The following is a 15,635-nucleotide window of genomic DNA, read 5'->3' as shown; positions in this document are numbered from 1 at the left end:
GGTGAGCGCCGCGCGGGAAGCCGGGGTCGGCCGGTTCGCCTACGCGCGCCGTGTGTGCTGCTGGATCCTGCGGACCCACCACACGACGACGGTGACCGCAGCGGCACCGAGGACGGCGCTCTGGACGCTGGTGGTGACGACGAGGACCACGAGCAGGGTCAGGAGACCGGCCGCGAGTGCTTCGAGCTTGTACAAAGGCCAGATCGTGCCGGCGATGTCCACACCGTCGGTGCGCTCACGGCGTATCCGGGTATCGAGCACGGACATCGCGGTGCACCTCCTGTGGACAGGGCGGCTGTAGGCCGCGCGGAATTCTTTCTTCAGGATAGGCGCAGGGAAGAGTTCGGGCCACCGAACTCGGCGATCGGGCGGCGACTGTCACAACGAGTGTGTTGACTGGTCGGTATGCCACTGCACGGAGAATACGAACCGAGTCCCGTCGAATGGAGCGCCAAGCAGGTCGAGGAGTACGAGTCGTCGGGCGGAACCCGCGGCACGACCCTCCAGGGGCGGCCGGTCATCATCCTGACCACGGTCGGCGCCAAGTCCGGCAAGCTCCGCAAGATCCCCCTCATGCGGGTCGAGCACGAGGGCAGGTACGCCGCTGTCGCCTCGCTCGGCGGGGCGCCGAAGCATCCCGTCTGGTACCACAACATCGTCGCGAACCCGCACGTCGAGGTGAGGGACCACACCGAGGTATGGGACATGACCGCCCGCGAGGTCCACGGCGAGGAGAAGGCGCAGTGGTGGGAACGTGCCGTCGAGGCGTTCCCGCCCTACGCGGAGTACCAGGAGAAGACCGACCGCGAGATCCCCGTCTTCGTTCTCGAACCGGTCGAGGGCTCGTAGACCGGGCACGATCGGACGGACTGTGCTGCCACCCCTCGATGCGGGTCCCGCCGTAGTGGGCGAATCGGGGGAGTGGCAGCATTGACGGGTGACCTCCACTTCGCGAACAGCAGAACCGACGCTTGTGACCGCCGTGCCCCGCGCGGCCGACATCGATGCGGCTGCCGAGCGAATTTCGGAGGCGGTCGCCCCCACGCCGCTCGAGCGCAGCCCTCGACTCTCGGCGCTCGTGGGCGCAAACGTCTACCTCAAGCGTGAGGACCTCACCCGGGTGCGGTCCTTCAAGCTCCGTGGGGCGTACAACGCCATGGCGCAGCTCGACGCGGCCGAGCGCGCCGCGGGCGTCGTCACGGCCAGCGCCGGTAATCACGCGCAGGGTGTCGCCTACGCGTGCCGGGTGATGGGAATCCAGGGCCGGATCTACGTGCCCACCCGCACGCCCAAGCAGAAGCGCGATCGGATCCGTGTCCACGGCGGCGACAGCGTCGAACTCATCGGTGTCGGCGACACCTTCGACGCCGCGGCCGCAGCGGCAGCCGACGATGCGATCCGCACCGGGGCGACGATGATCCCGCCCTTCGACGACGCCCGCACCGCTGCCGGGCAGGGCACCATCGCGCGCGAGGTCCTCGAACAGCTCGACGGCGATCTCGACGTCGTGCTCGTCCCCGTGGGAGGGGGCGGCCTCATCGCCGGTGTCGCCGCCTATCTGCGCGAGAGGTCCCCACGTACGTCGATCGTCGGCGTCGAGCCGGCCGGCGCAGCGTCGATGACCGCCGCGCTGGTCGCGGGCGGTCCCGTCACGCTGCCGGAGGTCGAGCCGTTCGTCGACGGTGCTGCGGTCAAGCGGATCGGTGACGTCCCCTACGCCGTCGTCTCCGAACTCGGTGCCGAGGTCGTGTCCCATTCGAGCCTGCCGCTCGTGGCCACGCTGCGCCGGGAGGGGCTCGGCCGGGCCCCGTTCGGGATGACCCAGATCGACGAGGGTGCGCTGTGCACCACGATGCTCGATCTGTACCAGAACGAGGGCATCATCGCCGAGCCCGCCGGCGCCCTGTCCGTCGCTGCCCTCGAGTCGATCTCGGTGCAGCCCGGAGCGAACGTGGTGTGCCTGGTGTCGGGCGGCAACAACGACGTCTCACGCTACGGCGAGATCATCGAGCGGTCGCTCGTCCATCGCGGGCTCAAACACTATTTCCTCGTGGACTTCCCCCAGGAGCCCGGCGCACTGCGCCGGTTCCTGGACGAAGTCCTCGGACCGGACGACGACATCACCCTGTTCGAGTACGTCAAGCGCAACAACCGGGAGACCGGCGCTGCCCTCGTCGGTATCGAACTGGGTGCCGCGGAAGACCTTTCGGCCCTTCTCAATCGCATGGACGCGTCGCCGATCGACGCGCAGCGACTCGAGCCGGGGTCGCCGGCCTACCGTTATCTCACCTAGTCGGAGCCGCTACCAGGGTGAGCACACCAGCCAGGGGCCGAACCAGAAGCAGTCGGGACGCCACGGATTGTCCCAACGGCGGTCCCAGTCCCTGTTGTGGTGCTTGCCGTGGTCGCGATCCTTCCAGTGATCGTTGTCGTGGTGCTTGTCGTAGCCGCGGTGGTCGTGGTTGACGGCGACGACGCCAGGGGAGGTGTCGACCACCGGTGACGCCGAGGCAACCCCCGCAGGGGCGAGGACGAGGGCGGTGCTGAGGAATACGCTCGCCAGAATCTTCTTGGGTTTCATGGTGATTCACCTCGAGAATTCGACGGTACTTGAGACGGTACTCGCCCACTCGTGGCATAATCAACGACTTTTTCGCCTGACGAACGTTATCGGCGTGGCGTCTCGGGAGCCTCCAGGATCGCGAAGGACCAGCCCGGGATCAGCACTGCGGACTCGGTGCGGTTGACCACCGGTTCGTCCCACCAGAGCAGCGGCCTCCCGCCGACCGGAACGGTGACGGGGTCGGGTCCGAGATTGCACGCCACGCGCAGCGCACCGCGGTGCACGACGAGCCATTTCTCGTCCTCGTCGTACGTCACGTGCACGTGCTCGAGCCAGGGATCGGTGAGCTCGGCGCGGTCCCGTCGGAGCGCGATGAGCGCGCGGTAGCACTCCAGCAACCGGGCGTGCCCGTCCTCGTCGCGTTCGTCCCAGCGGAGCTTCGAGCCGGTGAAGGTCTCCGGAGCCTGCGGGTCGGGTACGTCGGCCGCGTCCCAGCCGTGTTCGGCGAACTCGCGCCGGCGACCCTCGACGACGGCGGCGGCGAGTTCCGGTTCGGGATGCGACGTGAAGTACCGGAAGGGGGTGCTCGCACCCCACTCCTCGCCCATGAACAACATCGGCGTGAACGGGGAGGTGAGCACGAGGGCGGCCTTGAGTGCGAGCTGACCGGGTTCGAGATAGGCACCCGGCCGGTCGCCGAGCGCCCGGTTGCCGACCTGATCGTGCGTGCAGGTGTAGGCGACCAGACCGCTCGCCGGTGTGCGCCGGGTGTCGAGCGGGCGCCCGTGGACCCGGCCTCGGAAACTCGAGTACGTCCCGGCGTGGAAGAAACCGTGCCCGAGCGTGTACGCGAGGCAGTCCAGGGAACCGAAGTCGCCGTAGTAGCCCTGCCGTTCACCGGACACCGCCGCGTGGATCGCGTGGTGGACGTCGTCGGCCCACTGTGCGTGCAGTCCGTATCCACCGCCGGGCCGGGGAGTGATCAGCTTCGGATCGTTGAGGTCCGATTCGGCGATCAACGACAGGGGGCGACCGAGATGGGCGGACAAGCGGAACGTCTCGACCGACATCTCCTCGAGGAGGTGGGTGGCGGTGTGGTCGATGAGCGCGTGCACGGCGTCGAGCCTGAGCGCGTCGATGTGGAACTCGCGGAACCAGCGCAGCGCGTTGTCGAGGATGTACCGGCGTACCTCCCCGGATCCGGGGAGGTCGAGGTTGATGTTGTCGCCCCAGATGCCCGGCGCCGCGGAGAGATAGGGGCCGAAGCGCCCGAGATAGTTCCCCGACGGACCGAGGTGGTTGTAGACGACGTCGAGCGCCACTGCGAGGCCGCGCGCGTGGGCGGCGTCCACGAAACGCTGCAGGGAGTCGGGGCCGCCGTAGGGTTCGTGCACCGCGTACCAGAGCACGCCGTCGTAGCCCCATCCGTGGGTGCCGTTGAACGCGTTGAGCGGCATGAGTTCGACGAACTCGACGCCGAGGTCCACGAGTTCGTCGAGACGCTCGATCGCCGAGTCCAGAGTGCCCTCGGGTGTGAAGGTCCCCACGTGCATCTCGTAGACGATGCTTCCCGTCAGCTGCCGGCCGGTCCAGCCGTGGTCGGTCCACTTCGACTCGTCGAGCACGTGCAGCTGCGACGGCTCGTGCACGCCCTCCGGCTGGCGCGGCGACCGGGGATCGGGAAGGACCGTCCCGGTGTCGTCGTCGAGCACGAAACCGTATCGGGCGTCGGGAGCGACCTCGACGGTGGTGCGCCACCAACCGTCGCCGTCGCGTTGCATGTCGTGGAGCCGTCCGTCGGCGAACAGCCGGACGGACGACGGGATCGGAGCCCAGACCTCGAAGGTGTGCACTCGACCAGCATGCCGTGTCGACGGCGCCGGTGCAGGGGATGGCGCCGACCGGCGGCCCACCTGCCGCGCGTCAATTTTGTTGCAGCTGCTGTGCACTCGATACTGGGGGAGTGAACCCGAATCCCGAGCGAGCCCGCCGACGGTACACCTCACCGTTGCGGGAGGAAGCGGCCCGCCGAACCCGCGAGACGATCCGCGACGCCGCGGCGCGGCTGTTCGTTCGCGACGGCTACGTCAGCACCACCGTCAAGAACATCGCGGACGAGGCGGGCGTCGCGGTGCGGACGGTGTTCACCGCCTTCCCCGGCGGCAAGGCGGAGATCTTCCGCGAGGCGCTCGATCACGCGGTGGCCGGCGGCGGTGATCCGCGCGCGGCCGCGGCGGCGGACCCGGAACCGTCCCACGGCAGCGGCGCGGTGTCGCACGTCGATCTGGTGGTCGAGCAGGTGGTCCGCTACGGCACCGCGATGCTCGAACGCGCGGGCGGGTTGCTCATGACCTCCGTGGAATCATCAGGGGCCGATCCCGACATGCGTCGTTTCGCCGCGGACGACGCGAAGGCGACGGCCGAGAACGCCCGCACCCTCGCGGAAGGACTCGAACACGCAGGCTGGCTGCGCGAGGACGTCACCGTCGAGCACGCGGCCGATGTCCTGTTCACCCTGAGTTCCCCACAGGTGCACGCGCTGCTGAGGCGAGACCGCGGATGGGACGTCGACCAGTACCGTCAGTGGCTCTCGGGGACGCTGCGCGCGACGCTGTTGCGGCAACCTGCACCGTGACCGATTCGGCTCAGTCGTCGCCGCGGTCGTCGAGGTAGAGCCACTCGCCGTCCTCCCGCACGAACCGGCTGTGCTCGCGCATCGAATCGGGCACCCCGTCCGCCGTCCAGTGCGCGCGGAAGTCCACCGTGCCGGTGGTGTGCAGGAATCCGCCTCCGGTGGTGTGCAGGACCTCGAGCCCGGTCCAGCGCTGACCGGGATCGAACTCGATCGAGCGCGGACGCGTGGAGGGGTGCCAGGTGCGCAGCAGGTGCGCCGCATCACGCGTCGCGAATGCCGTGTATCGCGAACGCATCAGCCGTTCGGCGGTGGGCGCGCTCGCGCCGGCCAGCAGCGGCCCGCAGCATTCGGACAGGGGAACGCCGCGACCGCACGGGCACGGGGAGTCCGGGCTGATGTCGGCGCTGCGGTCGGCTCTGCTCATGGCCACAGTCTCCCCTGAGGGGCTCGATCGGCCGACCTCGGGGCGGTGCCTGCAGGAGCGGACGATCACCGGGCGTGAATGATGTTCTCGGACCGCGCGCTCCGGAGCGCTCCATGATGCAGAATGCCGAACATGAATGCGCAGCGCTATGTCGGGGTCGTGGGGCCGGGTGAAGCCACGCCCGAACAGCGACGCCTCGCCCGCCAGGTCGGGGGACTCCTCGCCGGACGCCGGGCCGTCGTGGTCACCGGCGGTCTGGGTGGGGTGATGGCGGCAGCCTGCCGTGGCGCTGTGGAAGCCGGTGGGACGACCCTCGGCCTGCTTCCCGGAGACGACCGTGCCGAGGGCAATCCCTATCTGACGGTGGCCGTTCCCACGGGCCTCGGAGAGATGCGCAACGCGTTGCTCGTGCGCAGCAGCGACGCGTTGATCGCGGTGGGTGGAAGCTGGGGCACCATGAGCGAGATCGCGCTCGCCGTGCGCATCGGTGTGCCGGTCATCGCGATCGGAGGCTGGCGGATGCCCGCCGCGGGAGTGCTCGACGTCGAATCGCCCGCCGAGGCCGTCGAGTGCCTGCACGCACTGCTGTGGCGCAAAGACCCGGTATGAGCCGACCGTGACACGACGGTAGGCAGGACCCAGCAGACACGACGATGCCCGCCGATCCGGATCGGCGGGCATCGTCTGTTGTGGGCTTTTGTGGAGCAGGCCCTACGAGCCGGAGTTGGCGAGCTCGTAACGGCGGCGGTACTCCTCCTTGGATGTCTCGCTGATGTCGACGTCGGTGGCGCGGGCGCGAAGGGCGCCGACGGTGGCCTCCTCGCGCGGGATGTGCTCGAACGGATCCCAGCCGAAGAACTTCGCGGCGTTCGCGAAGGTGATCTTGTCGATCTCCTCGTCGGTGCACTCGCACGCGTCGAGTTCCTCTTTGAGCATCTCGGGGGAGTTCGGCCACGTCGAGTCGGAGTGCGGGTAGTCGCATTCCCACGCGATGGTGTCGACGCCGAGCCTGTGACGGTTGTTGAGCCCGCTCGGCTCGGTGATGTAGCAGGCGAGGAAGTTCTTGCGCCACACGTCCGTCGGGCTCATCCCGGCCGGCAGGAAGCTGGTGCCGGTCCAGGACTGGTTGACGATGTGCCGGTCGAGACGGTCGAGCCACGGGGCGACCCATCCGACCCCGCCCTCGCTCATCGCGACCTTCAGATCGGGGAACTTCTGGAAGGCGCCGCTGAGCATGATGTCGGTCGCCGCAATGGTGGAGATGAGCGGCGTGAGGATCATCATGTCGTCGATGTTGAAACCGGCCGGGCGCTTGACCAGGTTGATGCCGCCGCCGATGTGCAGGGACAGCACGATGTCGTGCTCGACGCACGCCTTGAAGATCGGGTCCCAGTGCCCGGACTTGAAATCGGGATAACCCTCACCGACGCCGTACGGCGTCTCCGGGATGCTGATCGACCGGCATCCCATGGCGGCGATGCGCTCGATCTCCTTCACCGATTCATCGGCATCGTAGAACGGGACGATGCCGATGGGGATGAACCGCCCCGGGTGGGCGTCCGGGACCTCGCCGACGACCCAGTCGTTGAACGCTTTCAGGGCGGCGAGGGAGAGTTTCTTGTCGGGCAGGCTCGCCAGGTGGGTGCCGGCGAAGCCTGGGAAGGTGGCGAACAGGGTCGCGGCGAGGGTGCCGTTGGCGTCCATGTCGCGCACCCGCAGGTCCATGTCGTAGACGCCCGGCCGCATCTCGGCGTAGCCGGTGGGGTCCATGCCCCATTCGTGCTTGGGCCACGAGACGACCGCGTTGAGGCCGGAACTGCCGACAACGGTGCCCTGGAACTGCCAGGCCTGCACAGTGGGGTTGCGGGGATGCGCGGTGAGTTTGGGAGCCTGGTCCATCAGGCTCTTGGGGAAGTGCTTCTCGAAGATGTCCGCGGGTTCGACGACGTGGTCGTCGATGCTGATCATCACCATGTCTTCGGTTTTCATCGAATCCTCTCCCTGGGCTGCGCAAAGGTCCTGCCGGCGTCGGCGCTCGCGATGAGAACTAGATTTCCGTATTCGAGAACATAAATCAAGGATCGCTGCGTATCGGGTGGATTTCGTGGGCGGAGGTGTCGAATCCATCCCTCGCCGAGATGGGGATCTACTCGGAAATCGGCGCATTGTCGCACGATTCGTCGAAGACCGGAGTGTTGTCGGAGCCTTCGATCGAGAGAATGTAATTCTCGATTCCGTGATCGACTGCGTCGAGGGGTGGTCGGATGTCCGGCTCGACAGGTGTGCCGTGGTGGTTCGATGATCGAAAATGACAAGAATGCTTGACGCAAAATGACAAGCAGAGTTTACTTCTGGCCGTGACCGACACACCGAGGAGCAACAGGGTCCGCGAATTCCGCAAGCAAGCGGGACTCACCCAGGCCGCGCTCGGCGACGCGGTCGGCGTCAGCAGGCAGAGCATCGTCTCGACCGAGAAGGGCGACTACGCGCCCAGCGTCTACCTCGCCCTTCGTCTCGCCCTCAGACTCGACACCACGGTCGAGGAACTGTTCCCGCTCACCACCAAGGAGCTCTCATGACCGTCTTCCTGAAAACCGCGCGCTTCATCGGCGATCTCGACGACGAGTTCTACCGCGACGAACGTCAGCGCGACGTGTGGAACGAAGCCTCGGCCGTGGGATTCCAGTTGTCCCAATGGATCGCGCTGGTCGCGGCGGCGCTGCTCCCGTGGCTCGCCGGCCGCCCCGGGGCGTGGACGGCGCTGGGCCTCCTCGTGGCCTGGTTCGTCGTGTCGATCGTGACCCAGTTGTACGCGCGGCAACGCGACGTCGACCTGTACGCCACCGCGAAACTGTGGCGACCCCGCAGTGCCGCCGCCGCCGCGCTCTATCTCGTCGGCGTCGCCGGCATCTTCCTCCGCTTGCGCTACGAGAGCCGGCCTTTCGAGAACGACGCCGCGACCTGGGCGGGGCGCGTCGCCGGCGCGGCGGTCGTCATCGTCCTCACAGGACTGGTTCTCGCCTGGAGTCGGCGACGCACCCAGCGCCGGCTCGACGCGGAAGAAGCGCTCGACGCGCTCGAGGACTAACGGGCGCGGACGAGCGCTGCGACCGGCAGGGAGTCGAGCAGATCGGCGACCCGGACCCGACCGGTGAAGGAGCGTCCGGTCAGGGCGTCCGACCAGTCGCCGTCCGGCAGGTCGACGGTGGTGTCCTTCCACCCCGAGCGCGACAGCGCCACGGTGCGGCGGGAGGCCACCGCGAGTACGTCGAGGTCGTCCGGCGCCGGACCGCGGCCGAATGCGAGCAGGTGCTCGGCGGCCGGACCGGTCGCGAGGACCGGAACGTACGCCCCGCCGACGAAGCTCGCGGGTCGTTCGCGGCGCAACCGGAGCGCGGTGCGCACGATCGTGAACTTCGCCGGGGCCGAATCGGGGGCGTCGAGCAGTCGCCGTCGGGCGTCGAAGTCCACCGGCCGCCGGTTGTCCGGGTCGACGAGCGAGTCGTCCCACAGTTCGGTGCCCTGATAGACGTCGGGGACGCCGGGGCCGAGCAGTTGCAACAGTTTCTGGCCGCACGAGACGGCCGCGACGTGCGGTTCGACCTCGGTGACGAATGCGGTGAGCTCACCGGCGACCGGCCCGTCGAAGATCGCGTCCAGCCAGTTGCCCACGGCGGTCTCGAATTCCTCGTCGACCTCGGTCCACGTGGTGCGGGTTCCGTTCTCGCGCAGCGCCTTCTGCGCGTAGGCGTGCATCCGTTCGCGCAGTTCGGCGGTCACCACTCCGTCGAGCGGCCAGACTCCGAACAGGGTCTGCCACAGGAACAGGCCGATCGCCGGATCCGGTGCGGGCGCACGGTCGTTCCACGTCCCGAGCCGGCGGGACCACTCGTCGGCGACCTGTGAGAGCACGCCGATCCGCGCGCGGACGTCCTCGCTGCGCTTGGTGTCGTGGGTCGACAGGGTGGTCATCGCTCGCGGCCACTGCCGCGCCCGCTGGGTCCACGCGAGATGGAACTCGGCCGGGGTGACGGAGAAACGGGCGGGTTGCCCGCCGACCTCCTGCAACGAGATCAGCCGCGCCGCCCGATAGAACAGGCAGTCCTCGACGGCTTTGGCGGTCGCGGCACCGCAGACCTGGCCGAAGCGTGTCGCGGCCTCGCCGCCGAGGGCCAGCGCCCGGGCGAACACCGCGAGCGCCGGGTCGAGCGAGGGTTGTGTCCGGGCGAGGTCGCCGACGATGCGCGGCACCAGGGTCGCGAGCGGCGCGTAGTCGGCGCGGTAGACGGGAAGTTGTGCGGCGACGGCGATCACGGCCTCGTGCAGCGCCGCGTCGTCGCAGTCGGTGTCGCCGGTCTCGCGTCGGATCGCCCGCACGAGTCGGCGCACCTCCGGCGCGAGTCCGCTGCCGAGCACCGAGCGTTTGAGGTCGTGTTCGCGAGCGTGCAGCCACGCCGCGTCGCCCTCGGTGCCGGTGAACCTCCGCGATGCGGCGTTCAGTTCCGGCTCACCGGACGGATCGACGAACACCGCCGACAGTTCCCCGAGCGCGTCGTAGCCGGTGGTGCCGTCCACCGGCAGGGTCGCGTCCAGCGGTTCCGCGTCGCCGAGGATCTTCTCGATCACCAGCCACCGATCGGGACCGATCACCTCGCGCAGACGCGCGAGATAACCGGCCGGATCGGCGAGACCGTCGGGATGGTCGACGCGGATCCCGTCGACCAGATCGTCGGCGATCCACGACGCGACCTGCTCGTGCGTCGCGTCGAACACCGCCGGATCCTCCACCCGCACGGCGGCGAGATCGTCGACGGTGAAGAAGCGGCGGTATCCGATCAGGCCCGAGTCCCACGCCACGAGCCGATAGGCCTGCCGCGCATGGACCTCTTCGCCATCGCCGTCGTCGGTTCCGGGGGCGATGGGGAATCTCTTGTCGTAGTAAGCGAGCAGAGGCTCGTCGCCGGAACGGTCGACGGTCAGTTCACGGACGTCGTCGTCGGATCCGAGCACCGGCAGGGCGATCCGTCCGTCCGCGCCGTTGTCGCCGGCGAGGTCGAGATCGAAGAAGGACGCGTACCGGGACCCGGAGCCGTGCTTCAGTACGTCCCACCACCACGCGTTCTGCCGCGGATCCGCTACCCCGACATGGTTCGGGACGATGTCGACGACCAGCCCCATGCCCCGGGCGCGTGCCTCACGCGACAACCGCTCCAGCCCCTCGCGTCCCCCGAGCGACTCGGAGACGGTGCCGGGATCGACCACGTCGTATCCGTGGGTGGATCCGATCGTCGCGCTGAGGACGGGGGAGAGGTAGACGTGCGAGACACCGAGGGCGTCGAGGTAGTCGAGCAGGGCGACGGCGTCGGCGAAGGTGCACTCGTCGCCGCGCATCTGGAGTCGGTAGGTGGACAACACCGGCGCAGTATTCCCCGCGCCGCCGCCGCTCACACCTGCCGACTCCGTGCCGCCGGTCGTCACCGGGTCTTCCGGAGCACCAGCACCGAGCGCGCCTGCACCCGGACCGGCTTACCGGCGACGACCGTCTCCTCACGTAATCCGTCGGGAACGTCGGTATCGAGCGCGACCGTCCATTCCTCGGCGTGCGGGCCGTCGGGGGTGACGAACTCGATGGGTTCGTGATGGGCGTTGAAGCACATCAGGAACGAGTCGTCGACGACGCGTTGCCCCCGCTGGTCGGGTTCGGGGATACCCTCGCCGTTGAGGAAGACCGCGAGCGACTTGCCGAAACCGCTGTCCCAGTCCTCGGGCATCATCTCGTCGCCGGCCGGCGTGCGCCACGCGATGTCGCGGGACTGATCGCCGCTGCGGATGGGCCGGCCCTCGAAGAACCGGCGACGACGGAAGACCGGGTGCTCGGTGCGCAGCGCGATCACGTTACGGGTGAACGCGACCAGGTCGGCATTGGACTCGGCGAGCGACCAGTCCACCCATGACAGTTCGTTGTCCTGGCAGTACACGTTGTTGTTGCCCTGCTGGGTACGACCGAACTCGTCGCCGTGGGCGAGCATCGGCGTGCCCTGTGACAGGATCAGCGTCGCGAGCATGTTGCGTTGCTGGCGCCCGCGCAACGCGAGGACCTCGGGATCGTCCGTGGGGCCTTCCACTCCGCAGTTCCACGACCGGTTGTGCGACTCGCCGTCGCGATTGTCCTCGCCGTTGGCGTCGTTGTGCTTCTCGTTGTACGACACCAGATCCGCGAGCGTGAACCCGTCGTGGGCGGTGACGAAGTTGACCGACGCGCCGGGACGGCGACCGGTGTCCTCGTACAGATCCGACGAGCCGGTCAGGCGCGACGCGAACTCGCCGAGGGTGGCCGGTTCGCCGCGCCAGTAGTCGCGGACCGTGTCGCGGTACTTGCCGTTCCACTCCGTCCACTGACCGGGGAAGTTGCCGACCTGGTAGCCGCCCTCACCGACGTCCCACGGCTCGGCGATGAGCTTGACCTGCGAGACCACCGGGTCCTGCTGGACGAGATCGAAGAAGGCCGACAGCCGGTCGACGTCGTGCAGCTCGCGCGCCAGGGTCGACGCGAGATCGAACCGGAAGCCGTCGACGTGCATCTCGGTCACCCAGTAGCGCAGCGAGTCCATGATCAGCTGCAGGGTGTGCGGGTGACGGGCGTTGAGGCTGTTGCCCGTTCCCGTGTAGTCCATGTAGTAGGCCTTGTCGTCGTCGACGAGGCGGTAGTAGGCGGCGTTGTCGATGCCGCGGAAGCAGATGGTGGGACCGAGATGGTTCCCCTCGGCGGTGTGGTTGTAGACCACGTCGAGGATCACTTCGATGCCCGCCTCGTGGAAGGCCCGCACCATCGCCTTGAACTCGGCGACCACGGCGCTCGGCTTGGTCGACGACGAGTACTCGGCGTGCGGCGCGAAGAACCCGAAGGTGTTGTATCCCCAGTAGTTCCGCAGTCCCTGGTCGATCAGCACCTGGTCGTGCATGAACTGGTGCACGGGCATCAGCTCGATCGCGGTGACGCCGAGATCGAGGAGATGGTCGATGATCGCCGGGTGGGCGAGACCGGCGTAGGTGCCCCGCATGTGTTCCGGGACGTCCGGATGCGTGGCCGTCATGCCCTTGACGTGGGCCTCGTAGATGACCGTCTCGTTGTAGGGGCGACGGGGCTGGCGATCCATCGCCCAGTCGAAGAACGGGTTGATCACCACGGTCGTCATGGTGTGGCCCAGCGAATCCAGGCCGGGCAGCTCCGCGGCGGCGTCGGAGGTCTGCCCCGTCGCGATCGCCTCGGGCTCGGCGTCGTCGGCGGCCGCGGCCTCGCCGGTGTCGGTGTCCTCGGTGCCCGGGTCCTCGGTGTCGTCCGTGCTCTCGTCCGCGCCGCTGTCGGTCTCGGACTCGGCACCGGGCAGCGGATAGGAGAACAGCGACGGGTCGCCGTCGAACGACCCGTCGAACGCCTTCCCGTACGGGTCGAGGAGCAGCTTGCTCGGATCGCAGCGGTGGCCGTTCTCCGGATCGAACGGACCGTGCACGCGGTAGCCGTAACGCTGACCGGGGGAGACCGTCGGAAGGTAGGCGTGCCAGACGTAACCGTCCACCTCCTCGAGCGGGACGCGGGTCTCGGTCCCGTCACGGGAGATCAGGCACAGCTCGACCTTCTCGGCGATCTCGGAGAACAGTGCGAAGTTCGTGCCCGCCCCGTCGTAGGTCGCGCCGAGGGGATACGGGGATCCCGGCCACACTTCCAGGGTCTCGGGCATCTCGTCGTTAGCGCTCGCTTCGGTGGGCTCCATGTCCGCCAACAGTAGCCTTCCGGCGGTCCGGGCACCGGGTGAGCGCGTCACCACCAACCGGTGGCGGGACCGAGTTGTCGGCCGAGCTCGGGCGTCAGCGTCCGGACGTAGGTCGTGGTGAGGTGGTTCTCGTCGCGGTAGATGAGGATGTTTCCCTCCACCGCCCGGCACAGATCCTGCCGGCAGAACTTGTCGGACAGGTCGAGCAGCGACACCGTGGGCAGGTGCGCGGACGCGGCGACGGCCGGGTCGACCGGGTCCAGCGCCTCCTCACGGGGCACGCCACACGTCTCCGCGGTGCCGCCTCCGGCGAGGCAGTCGGCGGCCCGATAGGCGACGTCGCCGCGGAACAGCCACGGGTTGTCGCGGATCGCGACCACCGGGATGCCGTAATCGGCGAGCGTCTCCCACAGATCGACGTACCAGAACGGGACGAAGTCGCCCGGTCCCTCGCCCTGGTCCTTGGTGCGCGTCGACGTGGTGAACACGTAGTCGGGCGGATCGGCGCGCAGTTCCGCGAGGACGGCGGTCGACCACGTGTCGCACTCGACCGTCGGGGACTCCTCGACCAGCGGGGCGAGGGGATCGGAGAGCGGGCACCCGACCTTGAGATAGGTGTCGAGGCGGAAACCGTGTTCGATGCCGAGCGCGTCGAGCGCGGCGAGCCAGTGCTCCGAGTGCGACCCCCCGACGATCACCATGCGGCGCGTCGCGAGCGGGTCGCCGTAGGTACAGGTCAACGGTGTGCGGTTGGTGTGCTGGGCAATACAGTTCTCGAGCGTCGCAGGAGGCAGGTCGCGGTGGGCGACGAGCAGCGGAGGTTGCACCGGTTGCGGCTCGGTGGAGACGGCGGGATCGAACACCGCCGCGCCGGGATACAGCTCCGTCGGCAGGGCGGCGATGTCGTCGAGGGTCTCCGTCGAACGGTCGACATGGGTGTGCCAGAGGTTCGCGGCCCCGACGAGGGCGACGGCCAGGACCGTCACGACACCTACGAGCGCGGTGCGGGACGGCCGAGGGGGTTCGACGCGGCGGATCGGGTCCTCGAACCACCGGGTCGACGCCTCGGCGAGCAGCAGCGACAGGGCGATCACGACGAGCCCGCCCACGAGGCCGACCGACGTATGGCCGCGCACGATCAGGTAGCCGATGAGGATCGGCCAGTGCCACAGGTACAGCGCGTAGGCGATCGCCCCGAGGCGCACCATGGGCGCGGACGCCAGCAGTCGCGCCGACGGTGTGTCGTGCTCGGCGCCGGAGTCGGAGTCAGGACCGGAGCCGGAGCGGATGCCCGCGACGACGAGCGCCATCGCCGCACCGACGGGGACGAGTGCCCACGGGCCGGGGAAGAGGGAGTTGCCGTCGAGGACGAAGCCGCACGCGAGCAGCACCGCGAGGCCGAGGGCGCCGAGCACGATCCGCAGGACGCGCGGAACCCGCAGCCACGGCGACAGGCACATCAGCAGTCCACCGAGGGTCAGCTCCCACGCACGGGCGGCGCTGTCGTAGTACAGCCACGACTGCGGCCGGTCGGCGAGCACCGCATACGCCAGCGACGCCGCGGTGAGGACGGCCAGCAGCACCGTCAGTGGCAGACGGACAGGCACCGACATCCGTCGCAGCAGCCACGCGAAGCCGAACACCACCACGAGCGCCGCGATGTAGAACTGGCCCTGCACGGCGATCGACCACAGGTGCTGGAGCGGACTGACCATCGGATCGGCGGCCAGATAGTCGCTCGCCGTGCGGGCGAGGTGCCAATTCTGGAAGAACAGCAGCGACGCGCCGGTCTGGTCGGCCACCTCGAGCCACTGCGTGAACGGCCGCAGCACCACCGTGGCGGCCGCGACGGCGGTGAGCACGACGACGAGCGGCGGCAGCAGACGCCGGCCGATCCGCCGCAGGACCGGACGCGGATCGAGCGGGGCCGAGGAGTCGGCCGTCCGCAGGAGCGTGCCCACGAAGAAGAAGCCGGAGAGCGCCAGGAAGACGTCGACACCACCGGAGACGCGACCGAACCAGACGTGAAAGATCACCACGAGCGCGATCGCGAGACCGCGCAATCCGTCGATGTCGGCACGACGTGCGGGGCGCGTGCCTGCTGCCCGCGCACCACTCTCGAGTTCCGGTCCCGAGGTGTGGACGGACATGTGACGGATACCCCCGGTGTCTTACGTGTTCGGCTGTGCTGCGAACCGGCGACGAGCGCACCGGTCGATTGCCGTGAGCGTCGTTCACGGC

Annotated in this window: 14 protein-coding genes; 6 read left to right on the top strand and 8 right to left on the bottom strand. The window is 68.7% G+C overall.

Going from position 1 to position 15,635, the window contains the following annotated elements:
- Positions 1–39 precede the first annotated feature (39 nt).
- Positions 40–267, bottom strand: a complete 228-nt coding sequence (locus LPH33_RS14825) for a hypothetical protein (protein ID WP_160875778.1) — start codon at positions 265–267, stop codon at positions 40–42.
- Positions 268–405: 138 nt separating this feature from the next.
- On the opposite strand from LPH33_RS14825, the gene LPH33_RS14820 reads away from it, so the two are divergent.
- Together LPH33_RS14820 and ilvA are read left to right on the top strand one after the other, a co-directional pair.
- Positions 406–849, top strand: coding sequence for a nitroreductase family deazaflavin-dependent oxidoreductase (locus tag LPH33_RS14820; RefSeq protein ID WP_016695726.1), 444 nt, complete (start codon positions 406–408; stop codon positions 847–849).
- A 124-nt stretch (positions 850–973) separates the two neighbouring features.
- On the top strand, positions 974–2,293 hold the full coding sequence (gene ilvA, locus LPH33_RS14815) for a threonine ammonia-lyase IlvA (protein ID WP_016695725.1): 1,320 nt from the start codon (positions 974–976) through the stop codon (positions 2,291–2,293).
- A gap of 9 nt (positions 2,294–2,302) precedes the next feature.
- Here the strand turns inward: ilvA and LPH33_RS14810 are convergent, their stop codons facing one another.
- Positions 2,303–2,581 (bottom strand): hypothetical protein, encoded by a 279-nt coding sequence (locus tag LPH33_RS14810; RefSeq protein WP_016695724.1) that lies wholly within the window; start codon positions 2,579–2,581, stop codon positions 2,303–2,305.
- Between the two features lie 86 nt (positions 2,582–2,667).
- Complete coding sequence (treZ, locus tag LPH33_RS14805) at positions 2,668–4,416, bottom strand: malto-oligosyltrehalose trehalohydrolase (RefSeq protein ID WP_229565036.1); 1,749 nt, start codon at positions 4,414–4,416, stop codon at positions 2,668–2,670.
- A gap of 110 nt (positions 4,417–4,526) precedes the next feature.
- Between treZ and LPH33_RS14800 the strand changes: the two genes are divergently transcribed.
- Entirely contained in the window at positions 4,527–5,198 is a 672-nt protein-coding gene (locus LPH33_RS14800; protein WP_160875782.1) for a TetR/AcrR family transcriptional regulator, read from the top strand.
- A 10-nt stretch (positions 5,199–5,208) separates the two neighbouring features.
- Here LPH33_RS14800 and LPH33_RS14795 read toward each other — a convergent pair whose 3' ends face one another.
- Positions 5,209–5,622 carry a YchJ family protein gene (locus tag LPH33_RS14795; protein WP_016695721.1) on the bottom strand — a complete coding sequence of 138 codons (414 nt, stop codon included), beginning with the start codon at positions 5,620–5,622 and terminating at the stop codon, positions 5,209–5,211.
- A 123-nt stretch (positions 5,623–5,745) separates the two neighbouring features.
- Between LPH33_RS14795 and LPH33_RS14790 the strand changes: the two genes are divergently transcribed.
- A complete protein-coding gene (locus LPH33_RS14790) occupies positions 5,746–6,231 on the top strand; it encodes a TIGR00725 family protein (protein ID WP_060652834.1) in 486 nt (161 codons plus the stop codon).
- A gap of 102 nt (positions 6,232–6,333) precedes the next feature.
- Here LPH33_RS14790 and LPH33_RS14785 read toward each other — a convergent pair whose 3' ends face one another.
- A complete protein-coding gene (locus LPH33_RS14785) occupies positions 6,334–7,611 on the bottom strand; it encodes an amidohydrolase family protein (RefSeq protein ID WP_229565035.1) in 1,278 nt (425 codons plus the stop codon).
- A 368-nt stretch (positions 7,612–7,979) separates the two neighbouring features.
- On the opposite strand from LPH33_RS14785, the gene LPH33_RS14780 reads away from it, so the two are divergent.
- Both LPH33_RS14780 and LPH33_RS14775 read left to right on the top strand, forming a co-directional pair.
- On the top strand, positions 7,980–8,201 hold the full coding sequence (locus tag LPH33_RS14780) for a helix-turn-helix transcriptional regulator (protein WP_160875788.1): 222 nt from the start codon (positions 7,980–7,982) through the stop codon (positions 8,199–8,201).
- Positions 8,198–8,710, top strand: a complete 513-nt coding sequence (locus LPH33_RS14775; protein WP_160875790.1) for a DUF2029 domain-containing protein — start codon at positions 8,198–8,200, stop codon at positions 8,708–8,710. Before LPH33_RS14780 ends, LPH33_RS14775 begins: the two co-directional genes overlap by 4 nt.
- Here LPH33_RS14775 and treY read toward each other — a convergent pair.
- Genes treY through LPH33_RS14760 form a run of 3 tightly spaced genes read right to left on the bottom strand, consistent with a single transcriptional unit; the run spans position 8,707 to position 15,544 of the window.
- Positions 8,707–11,100 (bottom strand): malto-oligosyltrehalose synthase, encoded by a 2,394-nt coding sequence (gene treY, locus LPH33_RS14770; RefSeq protein ID WP_420714448.1) that lies wholly within the window; start codon positions 11,098–11,100, stop codon positions 8,707–8,709. The two genes, LPH33_RS14775 and treY, sit on opposite strands and share 4 nt — an antisense overlap.
- Positions 11,097–13,394, bottom strand: a complete 2,298-nt coding sequence (gene glgX / locus LPH33_RS14765; RefSeq protein WP_160875794.1) for a glycogen debranching protein GlgX — start codon at positions 13,392–13,394, stop codon at positions 11,097–11,099. The genes treY and glgX overlap by 4 nt, the downstream gene beginning before the upstream one ends.
- Before the next feature lie 47 nt (positions 13,395–13,441).
- Entirely contained in the window at positions 13,442–15,544 is a 2,103-nt protein-coding gene (locus tag LPH33_RS14760) for an acyltransferase family protein (protein WP_160875796.1), read from the bottom strand.
- Between the last annotated feature and the right edge of the window lie 91 nt (positions 15,545–15,635).

It is taken from the genome of Rhodococcus sp. RDE2 (assembly GCF_020885655.1).
In the GTDB taxonomy this organism is placed as follows: Bacteria; Actinomycetota; Actinomycetes; order Mycobacteriales; family Mycobacteriaceae; genus Rhodococcus; species Rhodococcus pyridinivorans.
Note: the sequence above shows the minus strand (reverse complement) of the source record. Positions and strands in the feature narration are given on the sequence as shown.